Below are 19,498 nucleotides of genomic sequence, written 5' to 3' on the forward strand. Positions count from 1 at the left end.
AGGAGAAACTCCTATAAAACAAAGAAAAGCTTAGAGCCAGGGCTCTAAGCTTTTAGAATTGTATGAGTGAAATTGATCCATTCCTGTGCTGCATGAGATAGATGGTGACTTGGGTTCCATATAATATCTAGTTCCCAAGGTATAGATGGCTCTTGAATAGATATGGAGCATAGATCCCGGTGTTGATTCTTTATAATGCTCTCAGGTAGGAGGGTGACGCCTAGTTTACAAGCGACCATTTCTTCAATAAAGTCCCACTGTGAACTTTCTGAACGGACTGTAGGTTCAAAGCCAGCTTGGCGGCAAGACTGTACAATACGCTCACGCAGAACAAAATCTTTATTAAATAATATAAATTCCTCGTTTCGTATATCATTTAAGGATATTTCCTGGTGTTTGGCTAAAGGATGAGAATGGGGGACAATTAGTTTTAGCTTTTCTTTGCTGAAGGTAAGGTGTTCAAATGTATGATCTTTTGTAGGGAGAACCACAATCCCAATATCAATTTCTTCATTCCGCACTTGTTCTTCAATTTTCTTCGATCCATGTTCAATGAATTGAAAGGTAATATGAGGATACTTATCGTGAAATTGACTGATCATGGTGGAGAAAAAGGTCGAGTCCATAATAGGCGGAAGGCCAATTCGCACTTCCCCTTTTTTGAGTTCAAAGAGTTGGTCAATTTCTACCTCTAGATCCTGGTAAGCTGCGTCGATTACTTTAGCTTGTTTTAAGATGACTTTTCCTGCATCCGTAAGGGTTAATTTCTTTCTGGACCGATCAAACAATATTACCCCAAGATCCTCTTCTAGATTTTTAATCATTTTACTGATCGTTGGCTGTGTTAAGTACAATTCCTCGGCTGCGCGTGTGAAGCTATTGAAACGAGAGACGGCTATAAAATATTGCAAATGCTTGATATCCATTTAAACCACCTTTAATCTGTTAAAGAATTGGGAATATACTGTTAGTCTATCGTAAAATATAGAAAAAGAGAATGCGCTATAAAAACTCCTACCTTAAGGCAGGAGTTTTCTTTTTACATAATAAATCCGGTAACAAGGAAGAGCACAGAGGCCACCCCGGCTGCTGTAAGGGCATACGGGAGTTGCGTGTTGATGTGGCTCATATGATCGCAGTCTGCTCCGACGGATGACATAATGCTCGTGTCAGAGATTGGGGAGGTATGGTCTCCAAGCGCTCCGCCTGAAAGGACAGCAGCTGCTGCTAAAATCGGATCCCCTCCGGTCGCAAGCATTAACGAAACACCAATTGGCATCATAATCGCCCACGTGCCAAACGAGGTTCCCATAGAGAAAGCTACGAATCCGGATAAGATAAATAATGACACGGGGACCATAGATGTCGGGATGACTCCACCTGCAACTTCTTCTATGAAAGCAGCTGCGCCCGTTCCCTCAGGAGCTGTTGCACGCATAATATCTCCTAATGTAACGGCTAAGATAATAATGATTCCATCGAGTATAACGGTTTTACTTCCCTCAAATAACTCATTTAAAAATGTAGCCGGACTCATTTTCTTCGTAAGCGTATATTGGATAAACGCTGTCAGAATGCCTAAAGAGAAACTGATTAATAACATTTTATTTCCATCGAGCGGAAGCTTTTCAATGGAGATGAAATAAGGAAGTGTGTAGTTCCATAAACCAAGAAAGACAAGAGTAGCAATCGTAACCCCTAAAGGAAGAACCATATCCATTGGAGAGGCATGGTCATTTCCATCTGTAGTAGCAGCCATTTCAGCTTGTGCTGGCTGCTTTTTTGAGCGGGTCGCTTTTGTCTTTCGAGCTCGCTCTTCTGCTTTCTTCATCGGACCGAAATCTTTAATCTTACCAAAGGCAAATAGGAACACCATGATTAGAATCACAATGTTATAAAAGTTAAAGGGAATCGTCTTTGCGATGCCTAGTATTGGATCATCAACGCTAGGGATATTATCGACCATTAAGGCCCCCATAAATGCAACCCAACCTGATATGGGTACAAGGACATTAATCGGGGAGGAAGTAGAATCCAGGAAAAAGGCAAGCTTCTCTCGAGAAATGTTCATGCGGTCATAAATTGGTTTAAAAACCGTTCCCGTTGCTAACGAACTGAAGTAGGCGCTAGTGAAAAGGGAACTACCCATAACCGCTGTGGAAACTTGAGCTCCTTTCTTTCCTTTTACTTTCGTAGCAATCCAATTTCCAAAAGCATAAGCTCCTCCTGATTTGTTTAACACGCCTATAAAAGCTCCTAACAGGAAGACAACGAGAATTAACTCTGCTCTTCCGGCTCCTTTTACGATGCCCATCCCTCTAATTCCTTCCTCAGGATTAGCGGGGTGCCCAGCGATCGCGCCAAATAGGTTTACGATCGAGTAAAAGATTGAATGCAGTACACCGTTTGCTTGTATATCAATCATTACCGTACCAACTAAAATCCCTGAAAGTAGAGATGGAATGACCCTTTTAGACCAAATGGCTAATGTCAGGGCCACAACTGATGGTAGTAATGATAGAATTCCGAAATGTTCCATAATCGTAAGGCTCCTCTCGTGATGTTTGAATTATGATAATTGCAAGATAATTCGTATTGTAACGAGCTTTTGTCGAATAATGAAACAGAAAAAAATGAAAAAATCCCTCGGATCAACGTCCGGGGGATGGGATTAGTAGATTTGAATGTAGGTAAGGGTGAGTTTTGGGCTGCTCCGGCCCCACAGGAAGTGGGGGGCGGTGTTGCCGCAGGACGCGGCGTTCTTAACCGAACTTCCTCTATTCGTTTAACAAGCCCCCTGCGCTTTTCTAGAGGGTATACCACTGATACAATTTTTTCGGTCTTCCTATTTTTTGGTGGCTTACGACTTGTTTGACTTTGCCCTCTTCTAATAAGTGCATGACATAGCGGTAGACGGTTGGGTAGGCGAGGTCTACTTTTTTGGATATTTCGTCTACAGAGGTGGGGTCGGTTTGTTCCTTTAAATAGTCCTCTACATACGATAATGTTCCTTTGCTGATTCCTTTTGTGCTATAAACATTGTCGTTTTGGTTTTGGCTTTCTTTAATATTCGAAAGTTGCACGTGGAGCTGAATTCTTGAAATCATGTCCGGTGCTTTTACGGGTTTGAGGGCGAAGTCTGTTGCTCCTTCTTTAAGGAATTGATCGGCAATTTCCTGACGCTCATCTACCGTTAACACTAAAATAGGAATGGAAGAGTGAGTCTTTCGAATTTCTTTAACAGTTTGCAAACCGTCCATTTCCGGCATATGGTAGTCAACGAGTATCAAATCGAAGGAAGCTTTTCTAAACAGCTCTACACCTTGTTTGCCGTTTTCTGCTGTTTTTGAGTCCCATCCTGCATGGTTGCAGATTTCGCTTAACATATAGCGAAGGGAAGAATCGTCATCGATGATTAGAATGTTCATAGCTTACACGCTCCTTTGGCAATCGGATCCAGAATAAGGTTCCTTGATTTTTTTCACTTTCAATATGTAGGGTGGCGTCATGTTCTGTAACTACGTTTTTAACGAAAGTCAGGCCGAAGCCAGGATGGCTTTTGGTGCTAAAGCCAGGTTTCCATATCTTTTGTTGCTCTTTCTTTGGAATTCCTTGGCCGTTATCTTCAACACCGAGCCAAATTTCCTCCCCGTGTGCTTCCGTTCGGATAATAACATGGGCATCTTCAACCCCGTCTACAGCATCACAGGCATTATCAATCAAGTTGACCATCGCCCGGGTCATGCGTATTTTGTTTACAAGGACTTCAGCTTGTTCATCTGCATGTAATTCAAAATCGAAGGAAATGGCCGCATAACTTAATTTGTTGGCTCTGATGTATTCGATTAAACGCTTCATACTGCACCAGTTTTTCTTCTCATCATACAGAATCTCAGATACCATATTGCTGGTAGATTGAATAGATTCTGAGATTTTATCCGTATAATCGAGGATCTCTTGGTTCTTCGTTTTCATTTGAATTAATGAATTGAGTCCTTCGATCAGAGCGAGCGGGGTTTTTAAGTCATGAACTAGATGAAGAGCCTCTCGTCCTGATCTTGATTCAATCATTTCCCCTCTGGCGCGATTTAGGTCTTGTTTGATTTTCCACTTTTGAGCAGAGACCGCTAAATAAACAGCTAACATCACTGCATTGATGACGAATATCGAACAAAGGACAATGCTATAGAAAGAAAGAGTAGTTCCAAATTCCAGAGAAACCGCAATGTCTTTAAGTTCAGATGAGATCGCTCCACCACCGAAGCCATATGGAGTTAAAAACGTAACGGTATCAAGCCATTGATAGCCAAACAATAATTGAGCTAAAACAAATGATTTAAGAACAGGTCTTAGCTGATCGCGGCTTAACATGTGCATCAATACGATAGATAGTAAGATCAAGAAAGCAGGGCCACCGAAATCGTAATTGACGGCGCTGTAAGAATTGATCGATGCATATACCAATGGGATGACTACGAAAGGAACCGCTACTTTTAGCCAGGGCTTCTCAAACTTCCTGCCAAGTATATCTCCTAATAATAGCGCTCCAAGATAATGTGGGAGCGCACGTATTGTGTTTAACATAACAAGTGTAAAAGCGGTCATCATAAGCGTACTGCCAGACGGGTTGTTGTCTAAATCCTCCATCGCAGACGTCAGTCCGACTACATCAACGCTCAACCATAATGGCATCGTGATTCCCATCAAGATGAGAGCAATGGTTGTCCAGATACTCCATGATCTGAGCACAGAATCCTTCATAGATAACTCCAATCTTTAACATAATTGGTCATTCAACCTTTTACTTATTTTACTATAAGATTCTGTATTTTAAATATGTTTTGTGAATTCGAATAAGAAAAAGTAGACCTTAGCTAAAGGTCTACTTTCAATAGGCAACATAAAAGAGAAAATCCTCGTATATGTTAGTCAACTTTAGTTTGGAATGCGGAGGCAAGCTCTTGTAGTTCATAGGCTGATGTAGCCAATGCTCTTGTTGCAGCAGAAACTTCTTCCATAGAAGCATTTTGTTCCTCAGCAGCACTCGCCACTTCTTGTGTGAACCCACTCGTCTGAGACGTGATAGCGGTAACGGTGTCCATGGTTTCAGATAAAGAGTCGGTGTTCTTATTCATGTCTACTATAGAAGTTGACATTTCATTCATGTCTGAGGCTAGGTGGTGAAAAGCAGTTGAGATGTTCGTAAATACATCACCTGCACGATTGACTAAGCTCGTCCCTTCATGAAGTGCTTCTTCTCCTTCATGCAAGGAGGAGAGAGTGTCATGTGTTTTGTTTTGAATATCCTGAATAAGAGATTGGATCTGCTTGGTAGATTGATTTGACTGCTCTGCTAGTTTGCGAACTTCGTCAGCAACTACTGCAAATCCTTTGCCATGTTCACCAGCACGTGCTGCTTCAATAGCTGCATTAAGAGCAAGTAAATTTGTCTGCTCTGCAATATTGGTAATAAGAGAGACAATGGAGCCAATTTCTACTGATTTTTCATTGAGTGTATTCATCATCACAGTTGTTTCATTTGTATTCTGGTTGATTCGTTCCATTTGGCGGATCGCCTTTGTTATAATTTCCTGGCCTTGTTCGGATTCTTGGGATGTCTGTTCTGTTGTATGGGTGATTCTAGAAGTGCGATCAGCAAGTGCACTTGAATCTTTCGAAAGTCGTTTCATATGTTGTGCGGCTCCATCAATCTTGTCTAATTGGTCATCGGCACCTGAAGAAACGTGTTGAATTGAACCCGCAATTTGTTCGGCTGCTGTTGAAGTTTCTTCAGCATTGGCGTGCAATTGTTCTGAAGATGCTGCTACCTGTTGGGAGGTAGCTACCACGCTAGAAATTAGATTCCTTACATTTGTAACCATATGGTTGAAGCTTGTTGTGAGTTGGCCGATTTCATCTTTCCGTTTGGTTGGTAAATCTTCCGTTGTTAGATCCCCTTTAGCTACCTGAGACATCCCTTCTTGAACAGCAGATAAGTCTTTAGAGATTCTAGTGAAATAAAAATAAATAACTATGATGGCTAGAATAAGAGAAACGGCTGTTATGATTAACGTGTTGATCAACACATCTTTACGAAGAATTAAAGCCAACTGATGCATATCAAAATCCAGTCCGACTACTCCTTGTATCTCACCATTTTGAGTTAAGGTTTTTGCTAATGTAATAGTTGATTTCCCTGTTCCGGTATCAATATAAGGATCAGTCCAGATGACTTCCCCTTTAGCTTCTAAGGCTTTCTTATACCAATCGGTAGACCTTGGATCGTATTGATTTAGGTTAACCTCTTTAGGGGGAATGTTAGAAAGGTAAAAGGCTCCCTCATCTGTACCCAAATATAAGTTTAACGTGTATTCGTCATTTGCAGCTTTGTCTTGCAAGTACTCTTCGTAAAAGGCCGTTTTTACAGGGTCGTTCTGATCGGGCATATTGGTAATAGAAGCGTTCGATTTGTTATCAAAAGAATAGCTAGAGACATCCATTTCCTCTTCGCTTGCTAAAGAAGAAAGTTTCTCCTCATAGGACTCAAAAATGGAATGAAAATCCTTATTTAGATTTTCAAGATCTCCTTTATGAATGACCGCGTATTCCAGTGCTTCAGATTTCTGGTAGGATAAGTAGCCCGTTAAAAGTAATGGTATCGTAACAATCAATACCATAAATAAAATCATTTTCCCTTTCAATGAATGTTTCCCGAACATCCCCTCACTCCTTTAATCTTATATCTCTTTTGCTTTTTATCGACAAGAAAAGAAGAAAAATCAACCTAAATGACTAAAAATTCAAAAAACAATAGAAGGATATGCTTCTAAAAGCTTTGAATATGGGAAGGAACGGGTATAGACGCTGGGAAGGAATAGCTAAAAAGAATATAAAGGAGCGGATTTTAAGTGCGTTGGGGTATCTTAGGTACAGCAAATATTGCAAAAAAAGCGTTAATACCAGCCATTCAGAGAACGGAAGGAGCTGAGGTTGTAGCTGTAGCCAGCAGCAGCGGGAAGGAGCAGGAAGTAGCGAAGCAATTTGAAATCGAAAATGCGTATAACAATTATGAGGAATTGCTAAATGACAGCTCAGTAGAAGCGGTCTATATTCCTTTACCTAACCATCTTCATAAAGAATGGGTCTTAAAGGCAGCAGAAGCAGGTAAACATATCTTATGCGAGAAGCCAGCTGCTCTACATTACCGTGACGTAGAAGAAATGATAGAGACGTGTAGACATCACAATGTGGTGTTCTTAGAAGCCTTCATGTATCAGTTCCATCCTCAACATGAGCGTGTGAAAGAGATTATCGCTTCAGGAGAGATCGGTGATGTGGAATTAATGAAGGCAAGTTTCTCCTTTAGCTTTGACCAGAGTTCCTATAACATTCGATTAGACCCAGAAAAGGGTGGTGGCGCCCTTTGGGACGTTGGCTGCTACGGAACGCACTCTGCGCTTCATTTATTAGGCAGTAAACCAGAACATGTTCAGTCAATCTCTACTGTTGATGAAGACCATGAGGTAGACGTAGCTTCACTTGTAACAATGAAACTTGAGAACGGAACACTCGTTCAAGTAGACTGTAGCTTTAACACACCTTTACGCAATGAGTATGAAATCATTGGTACAAAAGGGCGCATTACAGTTCCTCACGCCTACCGACCAGATGCGAATGATCACAATGGGATAATTCGGATCTCTACGAATGATGGCGAGCGAGAAGTAGTAGAGAAAGGTGATCAGTATAGTCTTCAAATTGAAGCATTTGAACGAATTACGAGAAACCAAGAAACGATTGACGATCTACAATTTAAAACACTTGAAAATATTAAACTAATCGATTCCATTTACCAAAGTCAAAACGGAACCGTACGAATTTAAATCCGTGCCAGACACCCTTTATCCTAATAAAGGGTGTCTGGCACGCTTTACTATGATGAAGCGCTTTCCTCGCGTTTTATGGGAAAAGGAAGTAGGATTGAGTGGTATATACATATTTGAAGGGAGCATCACTCATGGAACGTATTCAACTAGCCGAGGATTTATCTCTGTCCCGAATTGTACATGGACAATGGAGATTGGCGGACTGGAAGTACTCAAACGAACAGGTGGTCGAATTAATCGAACAGTGTTTAGACCTAGGTATTACGACATTTGATCATGCTGATATTTATGGAAGTTATACTTGTGAACCATTATTCGGTGAGGCGCTGGCTCTTAAACCAGAGCTTCGTGAAAGGATGGAAATTGTAACGAAGTGCGGGATTGTTCTTGAATCAGAGAACCGTCCTGAGCATAAATCTCACCATTATGATACAAGCAAAGCCCACATCTTGAAGTCTGTTGAACATTCTTTAGAAGCGTTTGGAACGGATTATATCGATTTATTACTCATTCACAGACCAGATCCATTTATGAATCCTAAAGAAGTCGCAGAAGCTTTTCGTGAATTGAAAAACGGAGGGAAAGTTCGCCATTTCGGCGTATCGAACTTCAAGAAGCATCAATTAGACATGCTTCAGTCATTTGTAGATGTTGAACTTGTGACCAATCAAATTGAATTGTCACCTTATAACCTTGAAAACATTCATGATGGGACACTAGATACGTGCATGGAAAAACGGATGGCCCCTATGGCCTGGTCTCCACTTGGTGGAGGAGATGTATTCACTAGCGATAGTGAGCGTGCCGTTCGCCTGCGAACCACCCTTGAAAAAGTGGCAGGAGAAGTTGGAGGTGAGGGAATCGACCAGGTGATGTATGCTTGGTTACTTGCTCATCCAGCACATATTATGCCGATTGTTGGTTCAGGTAAAATAGAACGTATTCAAACGGCTGTAGCTTCACTTGATCTATCCCTTTCAAAAGATCAGTGGTTTGAGATCTATACCAGTTCTCAAGGGTATGATATCCCATAAACCATAAAAAAGCTGTCCCTATAAAGGGACAGCTTTTTACATAATTATTGATCGTTAATTGGTTTGAGTAGATTTTTTTACCATTTGCCAGAAAATTAGACAAGACAAAATCATGAGGACAAGGATAAACAGGAAGGTGTTCTGGAAAGATTCAACAGAATATTGCTGATCTCCAAATTCTAAAAAGAATCCTGCTAATACGGGCCCTGATGCTGAGCCGACAAATTGGATAAGCTGTTTGAGGCCGATCCCTGATCCGATAAGGGCTGATGGAAGGAAACGGGACACTTCATTTGTAGAGCTTGAGGAAAGGCTTGAAAATCCAAAGCTTGTAAACATGTAACCAAACATAATCATATATTCATTAATCGGAGATAGGAAATAAAAGATAACGGTCGATGCTGTCAAAAGCACATGAGCGAGAAGCATGATGCGAATATTTCCGTATCGGTCGATTAATCGTCCTACATAGACAGCTGCTATTGCTGAAAGGAACGCTCCTGGAAAGATAATTAATCCTACCGTTGTCGGATTCTTATCGTATACATTTTTCAACATTAGAGGCATGAGAACAAGAATGGCAAAGTGGGTGGTAAAGCCTAAGTAACTCATATAGACAATTAAACGATACGACTTATTTCGAATCAATTCAGGCTGAATAAAAGGGGACGTTTTCTGATTTAAGTGCCACCATAATCCGCCTATGAAAACCAGACCAATCACCAGGTAATACCACGTAATCGTAGAGATAAACAACAGTAGAGCTGTAACCGATAGCCCGGTTAATACAGCACCGATTTTATCAAACTGTCCTGGTTTGGTCTCTTCTTTCGGTAACCTCTTATTTAGTATAGGTAAGACCGCTACGACTAGTAACGTGAAGACGAATAAGAAATTCCAACTTAAATAATCTGTGATCGCCCCTCCAAATACGGGACCAAGTCCAAAGCCGAGTGAGGAAGCTGAAGCGATAAAAGCCATGGCTCGTCCTCTGTGGTGGCCTGGTACAAAGCGGCCGGCATAGACATAAGACAGTCCTGGAATGGCGGCTGCCCCTGCGGCTTGCAAGAGACGCGCAATCATAAGCCAGACGAAATTCTGTGTGAAATAGCCGAATATTGATGCTGAGGCAAACAGAATGATTCCAATGATCAACAAGCGTTTCAAAGGGATGTAATCACTTAGACGAGTGTAGGAAATCGTAAAGATCGCGAGTACAATCGAATATCCTGAGACAATCCATGCTCCTTGAGACGGGGAGAGGTCAAAATCTGTAAGGACATTTGGGAGGGCCACGTTAAACATTGTGGTATTCATAACAACAAGCCATACAGCAATACTGAGAATGAGAATGGTCTTAAAGTATCCTTGTTTGAAAAGCGGAGTTGATTCCTGTTGCATATCTTTCCTCCTATATTAGGTTTAGTGCTTTCGATACTCGAAGTACTCTATCATAAACGGAAGGGAATGAAAACGAATATGCATGAGCCTTATTCGTAAGGTGAATGTGAGATTAGTAGATCTTTATGCCTATTATTTGGTTTGAAAAAAGCGTTTTGAGTTAATTATATGAGTAATTCATGCTAATCTAAATATAATGAATGAAAACTAATGAAGAGAAGTGTGTTTGTATGACTGTCGAATCGACTATAGTAAGTCTCTTTGTCTACTTAATTCCGTTCTTATTTCTGTTTTATATGGCCATTGAGGTTCTGCTTAGAAATGTCCAAAGTAAGATCCATCGGCTGGCCAGCTTGATTGTTCTGGGATATATGTTGTTGTTCTTAGAAGAATATATACGTCATTTACTCCCCATTCAATATAGTGCCCCCTTAGTCGCATTTTGGTTTGGTAATGTAGGTGCTCTCCTTACAAGCTTCGGTTTTCACTTTGTTGCTGAAGTGACGTCCTTCAAATACCGAATACCCGCCCGCTTACGTCCATATATTTATTATGTACCTGTTTTATTTGTTCTGGTAACCGTACTCTCTGTTAGCAATGTGTTCAATAGCAGTAACTTTGTGCAGCAAGGAATATGGAAGTTACCCATCCATAATGTTCCTTACTTTGCATCAATTACAACTGGGAATATATTAACCCTTTTCTTTATCTATATGATTGTCCAACAAAGGAAAGTGGTTGATTCCTTAGAACGAAAACGGATCATGGATATATTGTTATATTCGTTTGTGTTTGTTTTAGGATGGAATATCGTGTTCGGTTATATAGATTTTGGTCCGTGGTTACCCCCTCATCCTTATATCTTTGCCGGAGTTGTCTGGTGCTTTATGTTAAGGATGGCTATGCTGAAATATGATTTCCTATCGTCATATTCTAAACGATATGAGATTTTGTTCACCCTCAATCCAAACGCCATTCTGTTAGTAGATAGTAAAGGGATGATTAAAGAAGCGAACCCGACAGCCCAACACTTCCTAGAAGATGCGAACATAAAGAGTCGAAATGTATTTGAAGCCTATCAAGCTACGCATCAGCAGGAATGGATTGAGTTGTATGATAAAATTTTCGAAAAACGTCAGCCCGTAAGACAATTTGAAGCGGAGATTGAGAGTGTTAAAGACGGACAAATCCGTCATTTGCTAATTGACGGTGACTTCTTATTTGTTGACCAAGAGCCTTATTTCATGATCATTATCCGAAATATTACCTCTGAGAAGCAAAAGGCAGAACAAGTTTCCTTCCTTGCTTATCATGACTCGTTAACTCAACTCCCTAATCGGCGTTCTTTCTACCAATCTTTAGAAGAAAGACTTCAAGGTCATGGTCCTCTCTATATGGCAATCATTCTATTTGATTTAGATTCTTTTAAACAAGTAAATGACCAGTATGGGCATGCAGTTGGGGATGAATTCCTAAAGCATGTGGCTCAGGAAGTGACGGAATTTGTTAGCGGAAAGGGGTTTGCAGCTAGGCTAGGAGGAGACGAATTTGTTATTTGCTTGGATGAAATTCCTTCTTCTGACTATGTAAGGGGAGAAGTGAAGACCCTGCTTAAACGATTTAAGCATAATCCATATTCACGGGAGAAGATTGAAATCCCGATTCATGCAAGCGTCGGAGTCAGCTTGTATCCTGAACATGGAAATGAAGCGGATGAATTGATAAAGAGAGCAGATCAATCTCTTTATAAGGTTAAGAATGAGGGGAAGAACAATTTCCACATGCAAGGGTCCGAATTTTAATCATCGTGATATACTAGTAGCAAAGGCGATGTAAAGGACGAGAACATGAAAATCTTTAAGCGTTTATATGAAGGCATTATGGTTCTGCTTGTTATGGTTACCATAATGACATTATGGAGCGACCGCCCGTATGATTCTGTGGTGAACTGGATTGTATGGGGGATCTTTATGATAGACTTTCTAATCCGTCTGGTACTGACAAAGAATAAATGGGAGTTCGTGAAACAGAACCCCTTTCTAGTTGTTGCGGTGATTCCCTTTGACCAATTCTTTCAAATGGCACGTATTGTGCGCATTATTTATCTCTTTCGTATAAAAACCATTACGAAATATTATGTAGAACCCCTTATCAACCGACTTACCTATAAGTCTAAGATTGTTCTTTTTGGGTTAATGGCTACTCTGCTAGCCATTGAATCGTCCCTATTGTGGATGGCAGAAGGCGAAATCTCAACATTTTCTGATGCCTTCCTTATGATAGGCAGACAACTACTGTTTTTCGGGCATCAAAGTGGAATTTCGCTCAGCACGTTCTCTATTATTATGCTAGTGTTTACGTCTATCTTAGGGGTCGTGCTACATGGATTAGCCCTACAATGGATCATTGAAAAGGGAGAAAGGGTTGTGAAGGGGAGACTAAAATCCTCAGAACGCCATCAAGACCTTCAGAAAGATCTAACTAAATAAGAGAACGAAAAGGTCTGAGTACGTACGTTCACAGACCTTTTTTCTACACTATAGCCTTGTAAGGAACTGTTTTTTATCATAAACTATTTGAATATTCAGCAAACAAGAGGTGTTTCAATAATGAAGACCATCGCTTCATACATAAAGGTTTACAAAGGATCTGCAATTATTGCCCTTCTCTTAATGGTTGTAGAATTAATCGTTGAGCTACTTCAGCCTCTTATCATGGGGATCATTATCGATAGAGGGGTATTAAAACAAGACCTTTCCGCTGTAGCGGGCTGGGGAGGGCTTCTGCTAGGACTTTCCCTTCTTGCTTTTACAGCAGGAATTACAAACTCTTTCTTTGCAGCTAATGTGAGTCAGGGAGTTGCCCATAATGTACGTAAAGACATGTTTCAGAGAATACAGTACTTTTTTCCGACCCAACTTCAAACGTATTCCCTATCCACATTACTGACCAGAATGACAAGTGATGTAACGCAACTTCAAAGCCTCTTATTTATGGCCATGCGTATTATGCTTCGGGCTCCGCTCTTTATCTTATTTGGACTTGTCATGGCCTTCGTGGTGGAACCGGATCTGGCGCTTATCTTACTCCTAGTCGTCCCCTTATTACTAGGGTGTATGATCATCGTCATGACGAAGGGGGTTAAACGATTTCGCTCTGTTCAGGTTAAGCTTGATCAGGTTAATCATGTGATAAGAGAAAATCTATTTAATATGCGGTTAGTGAAAGCATATGATCGTGGAGATTTTGAACAGCAACAATTTCAAGAAGCGAATGGTCCTTTACGTAAAGCCAACACAAAGGCGCTTCGTCTGATGGAGACAACAATGCCGATGATTATGTTTGGAATGAACGTGAGCCTCATTGTCATCCTATGGTTTGGGTCTTATCAATTAAATGGGGGAGGGACGCAGCCTGGTGAAGTCGTTTCCGTTCTCAATTATGGTATGCGAATTATGTTCTCCTTTGGGGTGTTTTCTTTCTTAATTATGCTGTTCTCACGAGGGAGAGCATCCATTTCAAGAATTGAATCCATTTTAAAAGAACAAAAGGGAGAACAAGGTCAAAAGCAAACAGCCGCTTACCAAGCAGGGGACGTTACGTTTCACAATGTTTCATTTTCTTACCCTACAAGAACGAGCTACCCTGCCTTAAAGAATATTAGCTTTACAGTTCGCCAGGGAGAGATGCTCGGCATTCTTGGTGAAACAGGGGCAGGAAAAACAACACTTGCACAGCTCATCCCCCGACTTTACGGGCCAACAAGCGGACAGATTACATTTGCAGAAACGAATAGCGATGAGTTAGATGTAACAGAAATAAGAGATAAGGTGGGAGTTGTGCCTCAAGAGGCCCATCTCTTTTCTGGAACCGTAAGAGAGAATTTGTTATGGGGAAATCCAGAAGGGACCGAAGAAGATTTGAGACAGTCTACAATGGATGCTGGAATATATGAATTTATAAAAGCCTTACCGAAAGGGTTTGATACCAAAATCGGTCAAAAGGGTGTGAATTTCTCAGGTGGGCAAAAGCAGAGGATCTGTATAGCGAGAGCACTTATGAAAAAGCCCGATGTATTAATATTAGACGATAGTACAAGTGCTTTAGATGCGAAGACAGAATCAGAAATTTTAAGAAAGTTAAGCCGCCTTCCTTATACCGTATTCATTATTGCCCAGAAAATAAGTTCAGTAAAGGAAGCGGATCAACTGCTCCTCCTACATGAAGGAGAAGTGCAGGGGATAGGGACTCATAATGAGTTGCTAACAAACAATCCATTTTATCAAACGTTATACGAATCTCAGCAACAAAAGGGGGCGGGTAACTATGTCGAGAACTCCTATTAAATCTCATCCCCATGCCAGAATGGGGCAGAAACCGCCTAAAATTAATGACATGGGTGCTACTTTGAAACGAATTTGGAAGTATGTGGCTCAACATAAAGGGCTCTTTATCCTTGTGATGCTCATGGTGCTAATCAGTTCTGGTCTTTCATTAGTTGGTCCCTACGTACTCGGATTAACTGTAGACCGTGTTATTGAGAAAGTAGAGACCGGCGAATTAATACAGTTATTCATTGGCTTAGGAGCTATTTACCTCTTTCAAATGATTGCACTTATCTTGCAAAATTACTGGATGATCGGAGTCTCACAACATACTGTATACAGCATGCGTGAACATTTATTTGCCCACTTGCAGAAACTCTCACTTTCCTACTTTCAAAAACAGCAACACGGGGAATTAATGAGCCGTCTCACGAATGATATGGAGAATGTTAGCCGAACCCTGAACTCATCCATTATTCAGTTTACGACAAGTATATTAGTGCTTATAGGGACCATTGGGATGATGATTTGGTTAAGTCCCATACTAACGCTTCTTACGTTGATCATTGTTCCTGTTTTAGTTTTAGGAATGAAATGGATCACGAAACGCACGAGTATATATTTTAAGGATCAGCAACGGCACCTCGGAGATCTGAATGGCTATATTGAAGAGTCGTTAAGTGGTCACTCTATTATAAAGTTATTCTCAAGAGAGAAAGAAACCATGGATGAATTTAATGAGAAGAATGCCCAATTAAAGACAGCAGGCTATTGGGCGCAAACTTACACAGGATTTATTCCTAAATTGATGAATATGTTAAATAATGTGAGCTTTGCTATTATTGTTGGGGCCGGTGGCTATTTAGCGGTTAAGGGTTCTATTTCTGTTGGGGTTATTGTTACCTTTACGACCTACTCAAGGCAATTCACGCGGCCTTTGAATGATTTAGCGAATCAGTTCAATATGATTCTCTCTGCGGTTGCAGGGGCTGAGCGAGTGTTTCAAGTCATGGATGAAGCGCCTGAAGCAAAAGAAGGTAAGGAGTCTCGTCTTACAAATGTAAAAGGGGATGTACGTTTTGAATCGGTGTCTTTCGCTTATGAAGAGGACCAAGCCACTCTCCATAAGATTGACCTCCATGCGAAGCCTGGCGATACGGTTGCATTAGTGGGTCCGACAGGCGCAGGGAAAACAACTATTATTTCGTTACTTCTTCGTTTCTACGATCCTGATCAAGGACGGATACTCGTGGATCAAAAAGATACGAAACAAATTACGAGAGAAAGTTTACGGACACAAATGGCAGTCGTTCTTCAAGACTCCTTCTTATTTGAGACGTCCATTCGAGAGAATATACGGTATGGAAAACTTGACGCGACTAATGAAGAGGTGGAGAAAGCGGCTCAGGAGGCAAACGCTCATTCTTTCATTTGTAAGCTTCCAGATGGATATGATACGATTCTGCAATCTTCAGGCGCTAGTATCAGTCAAGGCCAGAAGCAGCTTCTCTCTATTGCTAGAGCCATGATTAAAGACCCTGCCATTCTGATTTTAGATGAAGCAACGAGTAGTATAGATACATTAACAGAGATGAAGATTAATGACGCTCTTAAGAAGTTAATGAAAGGGCGCACCAGTTTCGTGATTGCTCACCGTTTGCATACCATCTATCAAGCCGATCAAATTGTCGTGCTTCAAAATGGTTCGATTATTGAAAGAGGGACACATGACCAATTAGTTTCTCACGGTGGTTTTTACCGAAGTCTCGTTGACGTTCAATTTGGCCAGCAAGTCGTTGAGTGAAAGTATAAGGTGGGTTTGAAAAGGCTATGTTAATGGTTGTTGAGTCTCACCTTACCGAGTGAAGTTAAGAAAAAAAGATAAGTATAGAAATACATGCAGAAGGGGGAGTTTCCTGTGGATGAGCGGCAGCGAGAACAAGAGCGGGTAGACAAAGTGGTTCAAGAGATTGAACAGAAAGTAGAGGATATCCAAGAGAAAGCAGGAGATGTAAAAGAAGAGGTCATTGGCCTCCGGGAAACATTCTGGGAAGATGTAACGGTTAATATTGATGAGCCTGATGATATTATGGAAACTTACAACAGTCTCCGTCAGCAGGCCGAACTGTTAGGTGAGCGAGAGCGGAGCCATAAGCATGTCTATGATCAACTAAAAACGCTGAAGCGGATGAAGAGCTCTCCTTATTTCGGGCGGGTGGATTTCACAGAAGCCCGTAGTCAGGAGACAGATCAAGTGTACATAGGGATCTCTTCTTTAATGGACCGGCAGGATGAGAATTTCCTCGTCTATGATTGGAGAGCTCCGATCTCTAGCCTTTACTACGATTATTCTCCGGGACCTGCAGAGTACGATACACCAGAAGGGACTATTGAGGGGACTATGGATGTGAAACGCCAATACATCATACGCCAGGGAGAAATTAAAGGGATGTTTGATACCGGTGTCACGATAGGGGATGAGCTCCTTCAAGAAGTCCTTGGAAACCAAGCTAATACCCAAATGAAGAGTATCGTTGCTACCATTCAGAAGGAGCAGAACCAAATTATCCGATATGATCAACGCCCCTTTTTAGTTGTTCAGGGTGTTGCCGGTAGCGGAAAGACATCTGCAGCGCTTCAACGAGTCGCTTACCTACTCTATCGGTATCGAACGAAGATTACAGCGGATCAAATGATGCTATTTTCCCCAAATCCGATGTTTAACAGCTATGTGGCTAATGTCCTCCCTGAATTAGGAGAGGAAAACATTGCGCAGACCACCTTTCAAGAATATATGGAAGATCGCCTGCAAACGAGGCTTCAATACGAGGATGCTTATGATCAGCTAGAATATTTGCTGACGGCAGAACGCAATGAAACCTATGAAACACGCTTAGAAGGAGTCCAATATAAGGCGACGCTTCAATTTAAGGAAGATGTAGATCATTATGCAGATTCCCTTGCTAAAAAGGGATTAGCATTTAAAAATATTAAATTCCGAGGAGAAATTATCGTCTCCAAAGAGGAAATAGAGAACCACTTCTATACCCTGGATCCTTTTATCTCCATACCGAATCGTCTGGAGGAGGTAGTTAATTGGTTACTCAGTGAAATCGAAGCTATGGAGAAGAGAGAACGCTCTAAAGAATGGGTCGAGGAAGAAATTGAGTTATTGGGAAAAGAAGAATACCTAAAAATTCATCAAAAATTACAAGCAGGATACAGAGGCAATGCCGAAACATTTGATGATGCCGTACTCGAACAAAAACTGTTATCAAAGGCAATCGTTAAGAAATATACAAAACCCATTAAGCGAAAAATTCATGATCTGCAGTTCTTGAACATGAAAACGATCTATAAGTCACTATTTCAATCGAGAACTGGGCTTAGCAAAGAGGCCGCAAACCAAACAACGGATCAATTAGAACATGGCACCCTGTTCTATGAGGATGTGACGCCTTTCTTATATTTAGAAGACCTTATTAAAGGAACGCATATCTATAATCACATTCGTTATTTATTTATAGATGAGGCACAAGATTACTCCCCGTTTCAGTTTGCCTTTTTGAAAAAACTATTTCCTTACAGTCGTATGACGGTGCTCGGAGATTATAACCAAGCCATCTATGCTCATACGCTTCATGCGCCGAATCTTCTGTCTGAGGACCTTTATGAAGCAAATCGTGCAGAATATTTAACGCTTCTTCGGAGTTATCGCTCTACACGCCAAATTATAGAGTTCACAAAACAATTGATTCCAGGCGGAGAGAGCATTCAACCCTTCAATCGTGAAGGAGTCATGCCACTACTTGTGAGCACTGCCACTCAAGAAGAACATCAACATTCGCTCATTAAAGAATTGTATCGCCTTGGTGAGAAGAAGTATGAAACGATCGCTATTATTTGTAAGACGGCAGAGGAAAGTCAAAAAGCTTACGATGTCCTGGTATCTAAAGATATTCCCGTTCGTCTTATGGATAAAGACACGTACACGTTCACAAAAGGCATAATTGTTATTCCTGTGTATTTAGCAAAAGGAATTGAATTTGACGCTGTCCTTCTCCATGATGCATCCGATGAGAACTACCAGTTTCAATTAGACCGTCATCTTTTCTATACAGCTTGTACAAGGGCTATGCATGAACTATCGTTACTCACTCTTGGTGAACCGAGTCGATTTATTCGAGAAATTTCTACAGATTATTATAAGTATAAGTAAAAAATAGACCCTATCACTTCATCACGCTTCCTCAACGAGAGACCATCTCAATAAAAAGCGCTGAAGTGACAGGGGTTATTTTTGAGTTTCATGTGATACAGCAAAGTGTTCATTCATGTAGCTGCAAAGCTCAAGGAACGCTTCCTTATCGTTCTGGTCAATGGCTTCATCAATGAGTCGCATAGCATTTTGGCGCTCTAATTCATAAATGATATCACCTGATTTCTCTAAAGTAACAGGAAGTTGCTTTGTTAAATAACGATGAGCGATTGAGTGAACATGTGTTAAGAATTCAGGGATATCCAGAAGCTCTTCAATTGAAATTTGAATCATATGTTTGCCTTTTTGGAAGACAAGAATGTCTTTCGCGTTTTCAATTCGCTTTGTCTTGCGGTTCACAACAATTTCCCGACCCTCAATGGGTACAAATTGATAGACGTCTCCATCAATATGAATGGTGAAGTATTGATAAGCTAACATAATCCGGATATTCCGAGTTTCTTGCTTTACATAAAAGGGCTTCAGCGTCTTAATCGATAACATATACGTCACACCTCTCAAAGATTGATTTTTTTCCGAAGCTTATGGTCATCGACAAAAGATAGAGTGGGGGCCCCTAACTTTATATTATCT

General features: G+C 40.9%; 14 protein-coding genes. 7 read left to right on the forward strand and 7 right to left on the reverse strand.

The genetic code is table 11. The features are described from left to right. Nucleotides 1–44: 44 nt before the first annotated feature. The 5 genes from LQ226_RS18305 to LQ226_RS18325 all read right to left on the reverse strand — a co-directional run bounded on the left by LQ226_RS18305 (nucleotide 45) and on the right by LQ226_RS18325 (nucleotide 6,719). Nucleotides 45–926 carry a LysR family transcriptional regulator gene (locus LQ226_RS18305; RefSeq protein ID WP_231419488.1) on the reverse strand — a complete coding sequence of 294 codons (882 nt, stop codon included), beginning with the start codon at nucleotides 924–926 and terminating at the stop codon, nucleotides 45–47. Between the two features lie 113 nt (nucleotides 927–1,039). Further along, the gene (locus LQ226_RS18310; protein ID WP_231419489.1) at nucleotides 1,040–2,539 is read right to left on the reverse strand and encodes a Na+/H+ antiporter NhaC family protein; all 1,500 of its coding nucleotides are present in this window, start codon (nucleotides 2,537–2,539) and stop codon (nucleotides 1,040–1,042) included. 268 nt (nucleotides 2,540–2,807) lie between these two features. Next, on the reverse strand, nucleotides 2,808–3,428 hold the full coding sequence (locus LQ226_RS18315; protein WP_231419490.1) for a response regulator: 621 nt from the start codon (nucleotides 3,426–3,428) through the stop codon (nucleotides 2,808–2,810). After that, nucleotides 3,406–4,749, reverse strand: a complete 1,344-nt coding sequence (locus tag LQ226_RS18320; protein WP_231419491.1) for a sensor histidine kinase — start codon at nucleotides 4,747–4,749, stop codon at nucleotides 3,406–3,408. The genes LQ226_RS18315 and LQ226_RS18320 overlap by 23 nt, the downstream gene beginning before the upstream one ends. A 176-nt stretch (nucleotides 4,750–4,925) precedes the next feature. Next, nucleotides 4,926–6,719: a methyl-accepting chemotaxis protein gene (locus LQ226_RS18325; protein WP_231419492.1), complete on the reverse strand. Its 1,794-nt coding sequence runs from the start codon at nucleotides 6,717–6,719 to the stop codon at nucleotides 4,926–4,928. Between the two features lie 189 nt (nucleotides 6,720–6,908). Here LQ226_RS18325 and LQ226_RS21225 point away from each other — a divergent pair, with 189 nt between their 5' ends. Together LQ226_RS21225 and LQ226_RS18335 are read left to right on the forward strand one after the other, a co-directional pair. Beyond that, nucleotides 6,909–7,883 (forward strand): Gfo/Idh/MocA family protein, encoded by a 975-nt coding sequence (locus tag LQ226_RS21225; RefSeq protein ID WP_231419493.1) that lies wholly within the window; start codon nucleotides 6,909–6,911, stop codon nucleotides 7,881–7,883. 134 nt (nucleotides 7,884–8,017) lie between these two features. Beyond that, on the forward strand, nucleotides 8,018–8,920 hold the full coding sequence (locus tag LQ226_RS18335; protein WP_231419494.1) for an aldo/keto reductase: 903 nt from the start codon (nucleotides 8,018–8,020) through the stop codon (nucleotides 8,918–8,920). A gap of 54 nt (nucleotides 8,921–8,974) precedes the next feature. Here LQ226_RS18335 and LQ226_RS18340 read toward each other — a convergent pair whose 3' ends face one another. Continuing rightward, the gene (locus LQ226_RS18340; RefSeq protein ID WP_231419495.1) at nucleotides 8,975–10,321 is read right to left on the reverse strand and encodes an MFS transporter; all 1,347 of its coding nucleotides are present in this window, start codon (nucleotides 10,319–10,321) and stop codon (nucleotides 8,975–8,977) included. Between the two features lie 230 nt (nucleotides 10,322–10,551). On the opposite strand from LQ226_RS18340, the gene LQ226_RS18345 reads away from it, so the two are divergent. The 5 genes from LQ226_RS18345 to helD all read left to right on the forward strand — a co-directional run bounded on the left by LQ226_RS18345 (nucleotide 10,552) and on the right by helD (nucleotide 18,865). Then, nucleotides 10,552–12,123, forward strand: coding sequence for a sensor domain-containing diguanylate cyclase (locus tag LQ226_RS18345; RefSeq protein ID WP_231419496.1), 1,572 nt, complete (start codon nucleotides 10,552–10,554; stop codon nucleotides 12,121–12,123). A gap of 45 nt (nucleotides 12,124–12,168) precedes the next feature. Further along, a complete protein-coding gene (locus tag LQ226_RS18350; protein ID WP_231419497.1) occupies nucleotides 12,169–12,810 on the forward strand; it encodes a transporter in 642 nt (213 codons plus the stop codon). A gap of 120 nt (nucleotides 12,811–12,930) precedes the next feature. Then, nucleotides 12,931–14,667: an ABC transporter ATP-binding protein gene (locus tag LQ226_RS18355; RefSeq protein WP_231419498.1), complete on the forward strand. Its 1,737-nt coding sequence runs from the start codon at nucleotides 12,931–12,933 to the stop codon at nucleotides 14,665–14,667. Further along, nucleotides 14,648–16,450 (forward strand): ABC transporter ATP-binding protein, encoded by a 1,803-nt coding sequence (locus LQ226_RS18360; protein ID WP_231419499.1) that lies wholly within the window; start codon nucleotides 14,648–14,650, stop codon nucleotides 16,448–16,450. The genes LQ226_RS18355 and LQ226_RS18360 overlap by 20 nt, the downstream gene beginning before the upstream one ends. A gap of 114 nt (nucleotides 16,451–16,564) precedes the next feature. Continuing rightward, nucleotides 16,565–18,865, forward strand: coding sequence for an RNA polymerase recycling motor HelD (helD, locus tag LQ226_RS18365; RefSeq protein ID WP_231419500.1), 2,301 nt, complete (start codon nucleotides 16,565–16,567; stop codon nucleotides 18,863–18,865). 75 nt (nucleotides 18,866–18,940) lie between these two features. Here the strand turns inward: helD and LQ226_RS18370 are convergent, their stop codons facing one another. Continuing rightward, nucleotides 18,941–19,408, reverse strand: a complete 468-nt coding sequence (locus LQ226_RS18370; protein ID WP_231419501.1) for an IDEAL domain-containing protein — start codon at nucleotides 19,406–19,408, stop codon at nucleotides 18,941–18,943. Between the last annotated feature and the right edge of the window lie 90 nt (nucleotides 19,409–19,498).

This window comes from Pontibacillus sp. HN14 (genome assembly GCF_021129245.1).
Lineage (GTDB): Bacteria > Bacillota > Bacilli > Bacillales > BH030062 > Pontibacillus.